The organism is Synechococcus sp. MVIR-18-1, from assembly GCF_014279835.1.
Classification (GTDB): domain Bacteria; phylum Cyanobacteriota; class Cyanobacteriia; order PCC-6307; family Cyanobiaceae; genus Synechococcus_C.
Genome location: NZ_CP047942.1, coordinates 1,388,251 through 1,400,637, shown reverse-complemented (window position 1 = coordinate 1,400,637; position 12,387 = coordinate 1,388,251). Strand labels below are relative to the sequence as shown.

Sequence of the window (12,387 nt, the reverse complement as noted above, 5' to 3'; positions counted from 1 at the left end):
GATTGGCTTGGTAGAGGATGCCGCAGTATTTTTTTAGAGCTAGACCTTGAGGGTGTTCTTCAAGACCAATGAAAACTGCGCTCGCCACACTTGTTGTTGCCCTTGCCGCACCCATTGCTGTTACAGCTGCTCCTGGGGTGCCTGACTCAGTCATGAGTGAAATTACTGAGAATTGCAACGAAGCGGTTGCTGGAAATAGTCAAGCAACTGCATCCGATGAAAACTGCATCGCTAGAGCTGTGGAGGCTTACAAGAAATCCAACTGATAGGACCATCAGTCAATGCTGGTCCAAGTGATAGGAGTTGAGCCTGAGTTTTTTCTCGGCCCATACCTCAATTTTGGTTTTTAAGCCCTGCTTTCAGCAGGGTTGTTTGTTTGACAATCTTGATGTATTGGGAGTCTTAACGTTTGATTTAAGTGCTTGATCAAGAGTTGACCTTGTTAGGGACTTCAGCAGCTTGATGGAGTCAGAGGGTAATTGCTTTGTATTCAGCATTTGTTCAAGTTCGTTTGCCCGTGCCAGCACCATTTGGCAGGCTGCAACATGATCATTGGGATCTAACTGTTGAACATAGATATGAGCACGGGCATCGTCTTGGATTGTGCCATCAAGATTCAGTCCAAGGCCTTGCCTGAATAATTCTGCCTGAAAGTGGCCAAGAGCAGTTTTCATGCCAATGGCATCAGCGAGCAACTCGTCGAAAAGGTTGATTCTCATTTCCCCTACAAGTTTGCGGCAAGCGATATGGGCTAGCTCATGTTCCAGTCGCCAGATCTGAGACTGCTTGATCCATTGATCGAGACTGGGGCTGCCAGGAATGCTTGAAGCTGAGAGACTGCTGTATGGGGCTCGATGCAGAATCAAGATCTGACAGCGATCTTTCACATCGAGCTCTCTGATCAAGCCCCAATGAATCAAGCCTGCAACAGCTTGTGCATGCACTGTTCCTTGTACTGGAATAGGTTCACAGCGATGGGCGAGGCAACGCATGATCAGCACAAAGTCATCGTGATCGCTAACAGATAGAACCGGCTTTGCTCCGCACGGATGGTTTGCGATGGTGATGGAAAACCCTTTCGGGTCCCGCAAGCGTGGAGCAACCTCAAGGTCCTTTGGCTGCGGTGATTCACCCCGAAGCACCAAGCGTTGATAGCGATCACTGAGACCTGCCATCCGTGTTTGCTGTGGCAATCAGCCAACGACGCCACCACAGTTCAATGGCGTCTGGCGGAAGCGGAAGCGCGGGCCAGATGGCGTCAGCCTTTGAGAAGGGCTTGCAATAGTCCTGGAGATCTTGCATCGCTGATAATGGCTGAACAGCTTTCCTCAGAGATGTCTGAATTTTTTGAAGCGATCTGGCATGGAGAAGGCATCGGCGATGGCGGCGATCTCGATGAAGCCCTTCAGGCCTTCGTGGTTGTGAAGCCTGAGAATAATGATTGGATCGAGGCCTGTGCTGTTGAGGGGGCTAATCCTCGTATTGAGCGTTTCGCCTCCTTTGACTCCTATCTTGATAATCAAGATGCCCTTGAAGTGATTACGGTGACTCCTCAGATGATTGCAGTTGCGATTGAGCAGTTGCCTGTTTGATGGCTGATTCCACGATTGACTTCTCGACCTACACGCCAGTGAACCACCTCTGGCCCGCTTTTGTGGAACTATTGGGATCTGAGAAAGCACAGCAAGCAGTGCGTCAGGCTTTGGATCTTCAAGGCATGAGTGGGAATGCCGGCAGTCTTCCCGTTTTGTTCGTTGAAACCTGTGGCCTGGCTCTCGCTCATACAGATCTTGTGCGAGAACAAACAGGTCTTAATAGCCACGGATATCGCATGGTTTTATTGCTCAGTCGACGTGAATTAGAAGTGCAGCTCTTGCAAGATACGTTGTGAATTCATGTCTATTGCTTGGTGCAAACTTAGGTCACTAATGTTGGGTATTCCTTGGCAAGCATGGCAATGACAACCGCCAGTGTGACCATGGAAAGAATTGTTGTTCCGGCTACAATGGACTCAGTTTCTTCAACATAGACATCGTGTGATCGGGCTACGGCATATTGGCATTTTGCTGTAGGTACTGCGCTGCATAGAATCACGGCAACCGAAGGTGCTGGTGGTAACTTCACGAGGTCACAAATAAACCAAGCAAGCGCTGGCATCAGGAATAATTTGAAAAATGTACATTCACTCACGATGCGAATGTGATTTTTGAAAAGTGTGAAATTCAACTGAGCTCCAATGGCAAAGAGTGCGACTGGTGCTGTTGTCATGCCCACTGCGTTCAAGCTCGTACTTAAGACGCTCGGAAATTGGAAACCTAGGAAAGAAAGAATTAAGCCCAACACCATGGCAATGAAGTAATTCGCTTTCATGGCTTTGCCGATTGAAATGAGTATTTTTCGTACATCTAGTTTTGCGTTTTCTTCTGAGGTGTATTCGTAGATGATAGATGTTGTTTGCAATCCAATGATCAAAACCATTACTCCAATCACGCCATACGTTGCACCGCCAACTGGAAGCATTATGGCAAGGATTGGCAGTGCAATCATGCAGGTATTTGAATAGGAAGCGGCAGCGGAAAAGTAAGATCCAATCAATAGATTTTGGCGCTTAACGATCCGTGCATATGAATAGGCTATGGTGAATACAATGGCGGATACTAATAGATAACCGCCGAAGAATTCAGCATACTTTGAAAGGTCTTTGAACATGTCCTGCCTTGTCATGTCAAGGACAATCATGCAAGGAATTGAGATGTTTAAGACGTAGCCAATTAAGATTCCGCTATTGCTCGGGTCGAATTTTTTGGTTCGTTTTGCGATGTAGCCAATGCATAAGTATGCAATGACTGGAAAGATTGCCTTAAGGATTGATCCTGGCATTTTTGCCTATTTCTGATCCTTTACTTAAGGCGTAAAAAGTGGCACTGTCAATTTTCTGTTGCCATAATCTATATTTGCTTTAACGGATGTAAGCCCAGATGCTTAATTGTGATAGCTGAAGCTGCTGCTGGTAGCATTAAGTTGTTTTTGCTGGTGTTGATCTTGAATAATTTTGCTTGTAAAATAATCTTGATTATTCAGATTAGCCGACTTTCGTCTGCTGGGTTCATCTTTTCTTTTGGTATTGAATGATGAAGAAGGTGTTGATTATTGGTGGTGGGATTGCTGGTCTAACGCTTGCCTTGTCCCTTAAGAAACTCGGAATCCCTGTTGTTGTTCATGAAAAGTATGATCATTACCAAAATCAGCAAACAGGATTTCTGATTTGGAGTTATGCGATCAAAATCTTGCAGGACTTGGGCATTCCTGTTGATGAGGTAGGTGCGCCCCTCGAATCATTCCAAATCCATGGTCGAAAGGGAAGATTTGTTTGTGAGATGCCAATCGGCTCAGTGTCGCGATTGCATGGAGCAAATAGTTATGAAATCAATCGATATCGCCTTTCTGAATTGCTATCTAGAATGGTCGGTGATGATTTAATTCTTGGTAGTGAATGTATTTCTGTCTCTAGTCTTGAGGAGAAAGCGATAGCAACTTTTGCTGATGGTAGCTCAGATCAAGGCGATATTTTGATTGCCTGTGATGGATCTAATAGTGTTGTTAGGATGTTTATTCATCCAGGTGTTCAGCTCAGAATGCTTGGCTCTGGTGGTTGGATCTCAGTGATCAATCAACGTCCTCCCTTGTTGCCATTAAACACTCAAATGGAGTTTTGGCAGCCGGGTGTGAAAGCAGGAGTTGCTGATCTTGGGCATGGTGAAACACGCTGGTATGTTGCTTTTAAAAATTATATTCCTAGTGCAGTTGAATCAAAAAAAGATCAGATTTTCAATCGTATGAAGCCTCTTCCAGAGATGATCAAGTCCTGTTTGGAATGTACTGATGAAGATCAAATGGTGCCTACTCAGGCCGGAGATCTTTTGGCCTTGTCTCCTTGGTACCGTGATCGCGTCTTGATGATTGGTGATGCTGCCCATGCCACTAGTCCGTATGCCGGAATGGGAGCCTGTTCAGCGATTGCTGATGCCGCATTCCTTGCCGATTTAATTGGTTCTGGTCGGTCTATTCCTGCCATCTTTCAAGATTTCCAGGCGGTGCGTAAGCATGCAGCGGATTCGGTGATTAAGGAATCACGACGTGGCCTTGATTTATCCACTTGTGGTGATCTCAAAGGCTGGGTTCGCGATTGGATGTTTAGGAATATGCCAGAGAAGAAATGGAATCAGATCATGACTGACATGGTGACTGGTCATTGAACAATTCCATCGTTTCTTATGCCTGCACCACAGGCACGTCGCTCAGGCGAGTTGTGGCTGCCCGACCCAGCCGTTCGCGTCGCATGGCCCAGCTCGGATCCAGACCGCAGGCAGCCCATTGCACCGTACCTCGCCCGTAGCGGTGATTGAGGCGATCGACTGTTGCCATCAAGCTCTCCCGTTTCCGTTGCTCTTCCTCTGTGCAGGGCACCCATAGATGCTGTTGAAGTTGATCGATTCCCTGCAGGTGTTGCATCAGAACACCTGCCTTCGCCAGCGGTCGGTGCGGTTGGAAAATTCGGTCCACTAGGGGTAATGCAGCGTCCAACAACACGCGTGTGTCGTTGCTGGGTAGATCAAGGCTGGTGCTGGCAGCTCGGCTGTAAAAGCCTGGAATGAATGGGCTGGTGCGCGTATAAATGGTGAGAGCCGCTGTGCGTTGATGCTGTTTTCGCAGCTTCTCAGCTGCTCGCACTACATAGGTCGCTATCGCTTCACGGAGCTCTCCCAGGCTGGTGATTGGATGACTGAAACTGCGGCTTACGCAGGTTTCCTGCTTTGCAGAGGGTTGGAGATCAAGCGGTAGGCAGGCATGACCTTGCAGTTCTCTTTGGAGTCGAACTCCCACCACACCGGCCTTTGCGCGCAGGCATCCGCTGGGCATATCACGCAGCTCCCGTGCGTTCACCACTCCCCGCATTCGGCACCAGACAGCGAGTTTGCGGCCGATGCCCCAGACGTCTTCAATCGAAATTGTTTCCAGCCAGCGATCGGGATCGCGACACAATCCAAGATCAAAGAGTCCAGCGTGGGCCGGCACCACTTTCGCGAGGCGGTTGGCGAGCTTGGCCTGTCCTTTGCTGGCTCCGAGACCAATGGCAATGGGTAATCCGAGGTTGCGTCGAGCCAAGGTTCGCAACTGCTGGGCCCATGGACGCAGATTTCCGTCCGATGGGCGGCTGAGCCGGGCAAAAGCCTCATCGATGGAGTAAATCTCCAGATCCTCAACCTGGCTTTCCAACAAACTCATCAGCCGCTGACTCATGTCGGCGTAGAGCGCGTAATTCGAGCTGCGAATCACAACATGGTTCTGTTCCAGATCTCGTTTCGCCTTGAAATAGGGAGTGCCCATGGCGATGCCAAGAGCTCGTGCTTCAGCGCTACGGGCCACGATGCAGCCATCATTATTTGAGAGCACCACCACTGGCCTGCCGATCAGGGCCGGATCCAGGCTCTGCTCGCATGAGGCATAAAAATTGTTGGCATCAATGAGAGCCGTGACCTGGTTCATCGCGAGGACCTGAGCTCTAGAGCGGATGGATGACGTGAATGGCGACGCCCCAGATCTGCACATCTCCGCAACGATGGAGATCTAAATGGGGATAGTCAGGGTTGGCCGCTTCCAGGCGTAGATGGCCGCGATAGCGAGCGAGGCGTTTGAGAGTGAAGGCCCCATCCAGGACGGCTACCACCACTCGTCCAGGGCGAGGATCGAGGCTGCGATCGACGAGTAGGAGATCGCCATGGTGAATGCCCGCGCCAGTCATGGAGTCGCCGCTCACACGCAGAAAAAAGGTGCTGCTTGGATGGCGAATCAGTTGTTCATTGAGATCGATCCCCACGTCGATGTAGTCATCGGCAGGGGAGGGGAACCCTGCGGCAACCTGGTCACTTGCTAGAGGAAGGCTGAGCCTTTGACGCTGGAGCCGCAGAGGCTGGGGTGGCTGAAGCGAGATCCGATCCACTCTCACGGAAGCGCAATGACGGCCCTTTAATAGTACAAGTGTTCTAGCGCATGTGCTGTGGCTGGTTCCCGAGGGCCCGTTGCTCCTTGGTTAGGTCATGGAAGCAGTCATGGAGCAGGGTCTCTTTCATGGAGTTGGATTTTGCAGGACCTTGTCCTTCTCTTCTGCTTCCCAGACCTCGAGGACGTCGGGGAAATGCTCTTCGATGCATGTATCACAGATCCCGTGGCTGAAATTTAAGTTTGTACGTGCAGATAAATACTGATCTAGGTGTGACCAGTGGCCAGAAGTATCTTTTGCTTTTCGGCAATAAGAACAGGTTGAAATGATATTGCCAGAATCTTCTAGTGAGCAATAAGATTCAATTAAATTGATCGATCTCTTCCTCAGTTCAAGAAAGGCAACAGCTTGTCTTGAAAGAGATTGCATGATGCTGAACTGCTTATCAGTCAGCCCATGGGGCTCTCTATCGATCACGCAAAGCGTCCCGATTCTGAGGTTTTTGTCATTTTGCAGCGGGAAGCCTGCATACAATCTAATTTTAGGCTCTCCTCGAACTAAGGGGTTGTCAAAAAATCGTTCGTCTTTTAACGCATCTTCAACGATTAAAGGTTCAGAGGAGTGAATCGCATGAGCGCAGAATGACCAATCGCGAACAGTCTCTTCAGCTTCAATACCAACCTTGGCCTTAAACCATTGGCGATTGGAGTCAACAAGGCTTAAAAGGGCAATTGGAGTGCCACAAGTAAGGGAAGCTATTTTTGTAATGTCATTATAGTTTTCCTCAGGCTTTGTCCCAAGAATTTTGTATTCACTAAGCGCTTTCAGCCGTTCCGTTTCATTTATGGGGATTTCAGGCTTTTTCAAGTGAGAAGATTGGCTTATTCAATAGTTTTGGCGGTAAACAGCTCGTGGCGCATAAAGCAATATAAAAGTTTATTTTATATTGCTGAAGCTTTGCGTCATTCTCCACTATTAGCTTGCAGAAATTAACGAGATTGTTAACTTAATCCAATGATTGTGGCGTCCAGGCGGGCATGAGCCCTGAGATAAGCCATGACTTGATCTTCGCCGCGCCCATAGGCCGATCGAGCGCTTCTGGGCATCGTTTTGGCTTGCCTGATTGGAGTTGTAAGCGTTCTCTGCAGGCGCCAAAGCGAGGCATGGAGTTCGAATCGATCAAGATGGCTGCCTCTGCAGCTGCTGCTGATGGCCGACTCTCCCTACCTCCTCGCCATTGCCCTGTTTACACAGAATGGGAAACGAGCCATGCCTCTTGGCGGTCGCTCCCTGCCGAAGGATGTCACGCAAGATGAGCGGGGGGTTCCTGCACAGCTGGCGAGTGAGCTGGCTTTTGAACTCCTGCTTCGCGTTTGGCAACGCAGCGATCAGGGACCTGTGCAACGCGAAGCGGCGCCAGGAAGTTTGCTGCTGGCTGAATTAGGCATGGAGCATTTGCCGGAGGATTTGCCCCTGCTTAAAGCGGCCTGGCTCACCACTGGGGATAGCCCAGCCTTTCGGCGAGGACTGTTGGCGATCACCTCACGCTGTTGGAGTGTGAGCGTGGCCAAATTTGAGCCCATTGCATTCACCGCACTTGAGGTGTCGGCGTCACAGGCGGAAGGCTGAACGGGCCGTTGAAAACGGTTTCAGGATGGAATCGCTTGAATCAGATCTGCTAATCCAGACGCAATGGAGTCCTGCTGATCGGCATCGAAGTGAACGCCATCGAGGGGAGAGGTTTCCGCAACAGCTTGTATATCAAAAAAGAACACCGACTCTTGTTCAGCAAGATTCCAATAAAGAGAGGGAAGCAATCGAGACTTTTCATGTGCACCTTTAAAGCCCCAATCAAGAGATTCTGGTGTGGTTTGAATCACTCCAGGAGGGACTAAAATAATCGTGGGGGGTTGATTAGAATGGCGTGGTCCACATTGATAGGACATGCGCACATCGTGGATCAGAATTTTTGCTCCTGATGTAATTTCTTCTGGAGAAAGATGTAGATGGCTTTTGCAATCGTTGCATCCAAGTGCAAGAATAACAACGTTAAGGGGTTTGCAGCTATGCAAAATCACGGGTAAATCTTTCCTGCCATTGCAGCTGTAGTCGCCACCATAATTAACGGCTCCAAGAGGATCATCCATCACCCAAGTTCTGGAATTCAAGCCTTGTTCAAAGACAACCCATGGCTGATGATTGGGATTCCGCTGATTCAGAATCTGTTGGAGGCGATTGGGCCAGCGTGTTTCAAATGGCAGGCGCCCACTTCCATCAGGAGCCATTCCCCAGGTGTTGGAGTCTCCAAAACACAAAATACTTTTTGGCTCCATGATGATTTGGTTTAGCAGTAGGCCAACAATGGTGTCTCTTGCTTAGGCACGGTGATAGGGACTCCCTTGCTGGATGGCTTGGGCTCTGAACAATTGTTCAATTAAGAGAAGTCTTGCAAGCTCATGGGGGAATGTCATCGGTGAGAGGCTGAGTTTCCAATGGGCCAGGGCTTTCAGCTCGGCTGTTAATCCATCAGCACCACCAATCACGAAGGCCAGTCGTTGCGATCCAAGGCTGCGGAGCCGCTCAGAAAAGCTGATCGACGTCAGGGTTTCACCCTGTTCCATCAACATCACTGGCCATTCATCGCTTCGCAGCGTTTGACGAATCAAGTCAGCCTCTTTCTCAGGATTTCCATCCCGCAACTCAACGATTGTGAGTCCAGGAAGGCGTTTGCGATAGAGCTCGATTCCTTCCTGAACCCAGGTCTTTCGAACTTTCCCGATGGCGATAATGCGGCAGCGAGATGGATTCATCCTTGGAGATCCAAACGCATGCAGGAGTCGGACTCAGTCTTCGTCATCTTCCAGAAGAAGCTGCCCAAACGCCACGTAAAGCGATTCTTCTTCGCTGCCAGCCGCCACATTCGGGCGAGTGGGACGGGTGGTTTTTCCTTGGCCGCCGCGCAGCGGTTGTCTGGAGAGAGTCTGCGATGACGGCAGCGTCTGCGCGTTTGCTTTCACTTTGTTCTGAGTCGCAATGTGGCGCTCAGCATCCTTGAGCCGTGCCATCAAATGCTCGGGAACAGTGCCATCACTGCTCGCTTTCATCAGCTCTTGAAACAGGCGTTCTGGATTGTCTTCGGTTTCAATGCGATGGCGCTTCTCGGTCGCCTTCACGGGGCGATTGGTGGTGTGTTGGGGCGGCGCAATCGGCTCAGGCAAGGAGCGGCCCAACTCCTTCAGGCGCTCCAGGCTGCGGGGATCAAAGCTCATGAGCAGCCAAGGGTTTCGCGCGTGTCTCGACCGGTGACGGGGTTCACCCCCTCAGCGTTGGCGCACAACACTTTCAGCGCATCAGCGCGCAGAGGCACATTGGTGAAATCGGCGCCAGTAATGGTGACGTTGATGAAGCGCGTGTTGAATGCAAACGCGTCTTCCAACACTGCATTACTGAGGTTGGTGCCATCAAAGACCGCTGAATCAAGCGTGGCGTCACGGAGATTGGTGTCGCTCAGATTGGCGTCTTGAAGTTTGGCCCCATAAAGGCTGGCACCCTGCAAATCACTCCCCGAGAGGTCAGCTTCTCGAAGGTTGGTGAGGTTAAACGTCACACCTTGCATCTCCCGATTAGCAAAATCGGCTCCGATCAACACCTGCTTGGCGTAATCCATCGCTGCGAATGCCGGTTGCATCGGCAGGGCCAGCGTGACCCAAAGAACCATCAGCGCAGCCAACAAGCGCAATCGCATTAGGAGTGAACCAACTGTTGTTCAGCCTAGGACTTTTGGATCGGTTTGTTTTTTTCGTCTTGAATCGCCTGATCCAAGCTGTCTAGACGATCGTCTCTAGCGCCCCAAAGCTCAATCAAGACTGGTGGATGATTGCTTGGCATCAAAGAAAACCGCTGATCCCTATAAATTTGTTTAAAGATGGAATCAACTTCGTCGCGATAAGGGAGATCAATCGGACGAATTCCGTCATTTTCCATCGCAATTGGCCAATGCTCTGTAATCGGTAAGAAGATTATTAGATCAAGTTGTTGAAGAGAGTTTCGCACTCTTGCCGCTAGTGATTCAACAAAATCGTTGTCGATATCGGTGGTTTTATGATTGGCTGTGTATTGTGAATATGCGATGTAATCAACTGGGCAGCGATCAAAAATAACGCAGTCACTTTCCTGCTGGTAATGCATCAATCTGCTTATGTTGTAATACATCTGGATTCCGTTGTGAAGTCTGGTGCTTTCTTGGCGAAAGCGAATATCATAGCCTTCTCTATGCAATGCTCGAAAAGGTTCTTCTTCGCGAATGTAGTGATGATGTCGCTTAATCCAGTCGTGCACGAATGTGCTTTTTCCCTGTGAATGTGTGCCACTAATCGCAATGCGCATACGAAGATTTAGCTTTGAAGAGTTATAGCCCCCAAGCGCCGTCCTTCAATCGTGCTGAGCGGGGGAATGGTTGAGAGCACGTTGTACTGCCATACCTTGTTGCCTCACTCTCAACTGCAAGGAGCTCAAGCAGAGCACTATGCGAAAGAAATCTTGCTGCGTCATGGATGGCGCTTGCTGGAGCAGAACTGGAGCTGTCGGTATGGAGAAATTGATCTGCTTTTGTTGAAACAGTCTTTCCTGAACAATCGAATTTTGGTTGTTGAGGTGAAGGCGCGTCGCCGTTCAGGGTTGGATGGCTGGGGTCTCGCTGCATTTCATCAAGCCAAACGGAGGCGTCTGGCTCGCAGTGTGTCTTGCTGGCAATCCGCCAACCCCTGGAGTGAGACCTGCTATTTCGAAGTTGTGCTGGCTCTCGTCGCACTTCCAGTGCACAGACATTGCGTGCGTTGGATCCGCATCGACGGTCTCGATCACATGAGTCGGTGATCACCTTGCTGATGATTCAGTCATCAGGGCCTGGATGAGCGCAATCGCAGCCACTTGTCCCTGGCGTGGGTTGGTGATGACAAGCCCCGAGACCGATCGCAGTGGGCGGATAAAACTCCATTCACCAGGAATCATGTGCATCAGCATGTGTTGGATGATCTGAATTGGATGACGACCGCGCTCTTGTTGATCTCGTCGTAGCCGTCGAATCATGCGCAGCAGCAAGGGTGCTTCGAGATAAAACAGTGCTGTGATCGAGCCATCGTCGAGCAGCTCTTGCGGTCCATAGGCTCCTTCGAGCAAGACAAGCTGGTAGCTCTGGTTCAGCGGTTTGCGCGCTACATCACGCGTGCCCATGTCGTAGGTGCGCAAGCTGCTTGCAGTGTGGTGCTTGACCTCATCCAGCTCAGCGCGCAACGCGTCGATGTCGATAGCTGCCGCTGTGTCGAATCCAAAGCGTGGGTGAGGGCGCCAGTGGTGCCTGTAGTAGTCATCGCAGCAGATCACGAGCACTTCAAGCCCAATAGTGCCCAGTGCTTGTGCCAGGGCCAGGGTGAAGCTGGTTTTCCCAACCGCGGAAGGGCCAGTGATGCAAACCACAGGAACCTTTGCCATCACGCCGTCGCCCCAGTCGATCAATCCTGCATAGGGCACAGTGAATCAACGCTGTGAATGTCATGACTTTTTCAGGGCACACGGCCCGCAAGCGTTTTGGCCAGCACTGGCTGATCAATGAGCGAGTGCTGGATCGAATCGTTGAGGCCGCCGAACTAGAAGACGGGGATCGCGTCCTTGAGGTGGGTCCCGGTCGCGGGGCTCTGACCGATCGTCTCCTGGCCTCAGCGGCAGCTGCGATCCATGCAGTGGAGCTTGACCGTGACCTCGTCGCTGGGCTTCAGCAGACCTTTGGACGCCATCCAAAGTTCTCCTTGCGTGAGGGAGATGTGTTGTCCGTTCCCTTGGACCTATCCGATGGGGTTCCTGCCGACAAAGTTGTGGCCAATATCCCTTACAACATCACCGGACCCCTACTAGATCGTTTGATCGGTCGTCTCGATCGTCCCGTCGATCCCTCGTATCAACGACTGGTTTTACTCGTTCAGCATGAGGTTGCTCAACGCATTCGTGCTCGTCCTGGGCATAGCAATTTCAGTGCTTTGAGTGTGCGCATGCAGCTATTGGGACGGTGCAGCCACGTCTGCCCAGTGCCCCCCCGCTGCTTTCAGCCACCCCCCAAAGTGCAGTCGGAGGTGATCTGCATCGATCCCTTTCCTCCTGAGCTGCGGCCCAGCGCTGCCTTAGCCCGTGGGGTGGAACGGTTGCTGAAGATGGCTTTCTTGAGCCGCCGCAAAATGCTGCGCAACACCCTGGCCCCGGTGTGTTCCCCAGACCACTTGCAATCGTTGGCAGAAGAGGCCGGCATCAGCCTTCAGCAACGACCCCAGGACGTGGCACCAGATGCCTGGGTTGCCTTAGCGAAAGGTTTGAATCAGTTGGACTCTGCTGCTTGA

Annotated in this window: 18 protein-coding genes; 7 read left to right on the top strand and 11 right to left on the bottom strand. The window is 50.8% G+C overall.

The annotated features are described in order from the left end of the window. The first annotated feature begins 68 nt into the window (after positions 1 to 68). Positions 69 to 266, top strand: coding sequence for a hypothetical protein (locus tag SynMVIR181_RS07370; protein WP_186588792.1), 198 nt, complete (start codon positions 69 to 71; stop codon positions 264 to 266). 93 nt (positions 267 to 359) lie between these two features. Here SynMVIR181_RS07370 and SynMVIR181_RS07365 read toward each other — a convergent pair whose 3' ends face one another. Then, the gene (locus SynMVIR181_RS07365; RefSeq protein ID WP_255444198.1) at positions 360 to 1,175 is read right to left on the bottom strand and encodes a hypothetical protein; all 816 of its coding nucleotides are present in this window, start codon (positions 1,173 to 1,175) and stop codon (positions 360 to 362) included. Positions 1,176 to 1,334: 159 nt separating this feature from the next. On the opposite strand from SynMVIR181_RS07365, the gene SynMVIR181_RS07360 reads away from it, so the two are divergent. Continuing rightward, entirely contained in the window at positions 1,335 to 1,592 is a 258-nt protein-coding gene (locus tag SynMVIR181_RS07360) for a hypothetical protein (protein ID WP_186525538.1), read from the top strand. Next, positions 1,592 to 1,891, top strand: coding sequence for a hypothetical protein (locus tag SynMVIR181_RS07355; RefSeq protein ID WP_186588791.1), 300 nt, complete (start codon positions 1,592 to 1,594; stop codon positions 1,889 to 1,891). Before SynMVIR181_RS07360 ends, SynMVIR181_RS07355 begins: the two co-directional genes overlap by 1 nt. Before the next feature lie 26 nt (positions 1,892 to 1,917). On the opposite strand, the gene SynMVIR181_RS07350 is transcribed toward SynMVIR181_RS07355, so the two are convergent. Then, positions 1,918 to 2,880 (bottom strand): AEC family transporter, encoded by a 963-nt coding sequence (locus tag SynMVIR181_RS07350; protein WP_186588790.1) that lies wholly within the window; start codon positions 2,878 to 2,880, stop codon positions 1,918 to 1,920. 248 nt (positions 2,881 to 3,128) lie between these two features. On the opposite strand from SynMVIR181_RS07350, the gene SynMVIR181_RS07345 reads away from it, so the two are divergent. Continuing rightward, positions 3,129 to 4,256 carry an NAD(P)/FAD-dependent oxidoreductase gene (locus SynMVIR181_RS07345; protein WP_255444197.1) on the top strand — a complete coding sequence of 376 codons (1,128 nt, stop codon included), beginning with the start codon at positions 3,129 to 3,131 and terminating at the stop codon, positions 4,254 to 4,256. A gap of 16 nt (positions 4,257 to 4,272) precedes the next feature. Here the strand turns inward: SynMVIR181_RS07345 and SynMVIR181_RS07340 are convergent, their stop codons facing one another. The 3 genes from SynMVIR181_RS07340 to SynMVIR181_RS07330 form a co-directional block, all read right to left on the bottom strand. Beyond that, positions 4,273 to 5,547 carry a Y-family DNA polymerase gene (locus tag SynMVIR181_RS07340; RefSeq protein ID WP_186588789.1) on the bottom strand — a complete coding sequence of 425 codons (1,275 nt, stop codon included), beginning with the start codon at positions 5,545 to 5,547 and terminating at the stop codon, positions 4,273 to 4,275. Positions 5,548 to 5,563: 16 nt separating this feature from the next. After that, on the bottom strand, positions 5,564 to 6,007 hold the full coding sequence (locus tag SynMVIR181_RS07335; RefSeq protein ID WP_186522946.1) for a LexA family transcriptional regulator: 444 nt from the start codon (positions 6,005 to 6,007) through the stop codon (positions 5,564 to 5,566). 120 nt (positions 6,008 to 6,127) lie between these two features. Beyond that, entirely contained in the window at positions 6,128 to 6,868 is a 741-nt protein-coding gene (locus SynMVIR181_RS07330) for a GAF domain-containing protein (protein ID WP_186588788.1), read from the bottom strand. Positions 6,869 to 7,210: 342 nt separating this feature from the next. Here SynMVIR181_RS07330 and SynMVIR181_RS07325 point away from each other — a divergent pair, with 342 nt between their 5' ends. After that, positions 7,211 to 7,630, top strand: a complete 420-nt coding sequence (locus tag SynMVIR181_RS07325; protein WP_186525537.1) for a hypothetical protein — start codon at positions 7,211 to 7,213, stop codon at positions 7,628 to 7,630. A gap of 20 nt (positions 7,631 to 7,650) precedes the next feature. On the opposite strand, the gene SynMVIR181_RS07320 is transcribed toward SynMVIR181_RS07325, so the two are convergent. Genes SynMVIR181_RS07320 through SynMVIR181_RS07300 form a run of 5 tightly spaced genes read right to left on the bottom strand, consistent with a single transcriptional unit; the run spans position 7,651 to position 10,387 of the window. Further along, the gene (locus tag SynMVIR181_RS07320; RefSeq protein WP_186588787.1) at positions 7,651 to 8,334 is read right to left on the bottom strand and encodes an SGNH/GDSL hydrolase family protein; all 684 of its coding nucleotides are present in this window, start codon (positions 8,332 to 8,334) and stop codon (positions 7,651 to 7,653) included. Positions 8,335 to 8,376: 42 nt separating this feature from the next. Beyond that, positions 8,377 to 8,811 (bottom strand): 23S rRNA (pseudouridine(1915)-N(3))-methyltransferase RlmH, encoded by a 435-nt coding sequence (locus tag SynMVIR181_RS07315; protein ID WP_186588786.1) that lies wholly within the window; start codon positions 8,809 to 8,811, stop codon positions 8,377 to 8,379. A gap of 33 nt (positions 8,812 to 8,844) precedes the next feature. Further along, positions 8,845 to 9,270: a hypothetical protein gene (locus SynMVIR181_RS07310; RefSeq protein WP_186588785.1), complete on the bottom strand. Its 426-nt coding sequence runs from the start codon at positions 9,268 to 9,270 to the stop codon at positions 8,845 to 8,847. Next, positions 9,267 to 9,746 carry a pentapeptide repeat-containing protein gene (locus SynMVIR181_RS07305; protein WP_186588784.1) on the bottom strand — a complete coding sequence of 160 codons (480 nt, stop codon included), beginning with the start codon at positions 9,744 to 9,746 and terminating at the stop codon, positions 9,267 to 9,269. The genes SynMVIR181_RS07310 and SynMVIR181_RS07305 overlap by 4 nt, the downstream gene beginning before the upstream one ends. A gap of 26 nt (positions 9,747 to 9,772) precedes the next feature. Continuing rightward, positions 9,773 to 10,387 carry an AAA family ATPase gene (locus SynMVIR181_RS07300; RefSeq protein ID WP_186588783.1) on the bottom strand — a complete coding sequence of 205 codons (615 nt, stop codon included), beginning with the start codon at positions 10,385 to 10,387 and terminating at the stop codon, positions 9,773 to 9,775. A gap of 66 nt (positions 10,388 to 10,453) precedes the next feature. Between SynMVIR181_RS07300 and SynMVIR181_RS07295 the strand changes: the two genes are divergently transcribed. Next, positions 10,454 to 10,876, top strand: coding sequence for a YraN family protein (locus tag SynMVIR181_RS07295; protein WP_186588782.1), 423 nt, complete (start codon positions 10,454 to 10,456; stop codon positions 10,874 to 10,876). Here SynMVIR181_RS07295 and SynMVIR181_RS07290 read toward each other — a convergent pair whose 3' ends face one another. Next, positions 10,877 to 11,491, bottom strand: a complete 615-nt coding sequence (locus tag SynMVIR181_RS07290) for a uridine kinase (RefSeq protein ID WP_186588781.1) — start codon at positions 11,489 to 11,491, stop codon at positions 10,877 to 10,879. A gap of 62 nt (positions 11,492 to 11,553) precedes the next feature. Here SynMVIR181_RS07290 and rsmA point away from each other — a divergent pair, with 62 nt between their 5' ends. Continuing rightward, positions 11,554 to 12,387: a 16S rRNA (adenine(1518)-N(6)/adenine(1519)-N(6))-dimethyltransferase RsmA gene (gene rsmA / locus SynMVIR181_RS07285; protein WP_186588780.1), complete on the top strand. Its 834-nt coding sequence runs from the start codon at positions 11,554 to 11,556 to the stop codon at positions 12,385 to 12,387.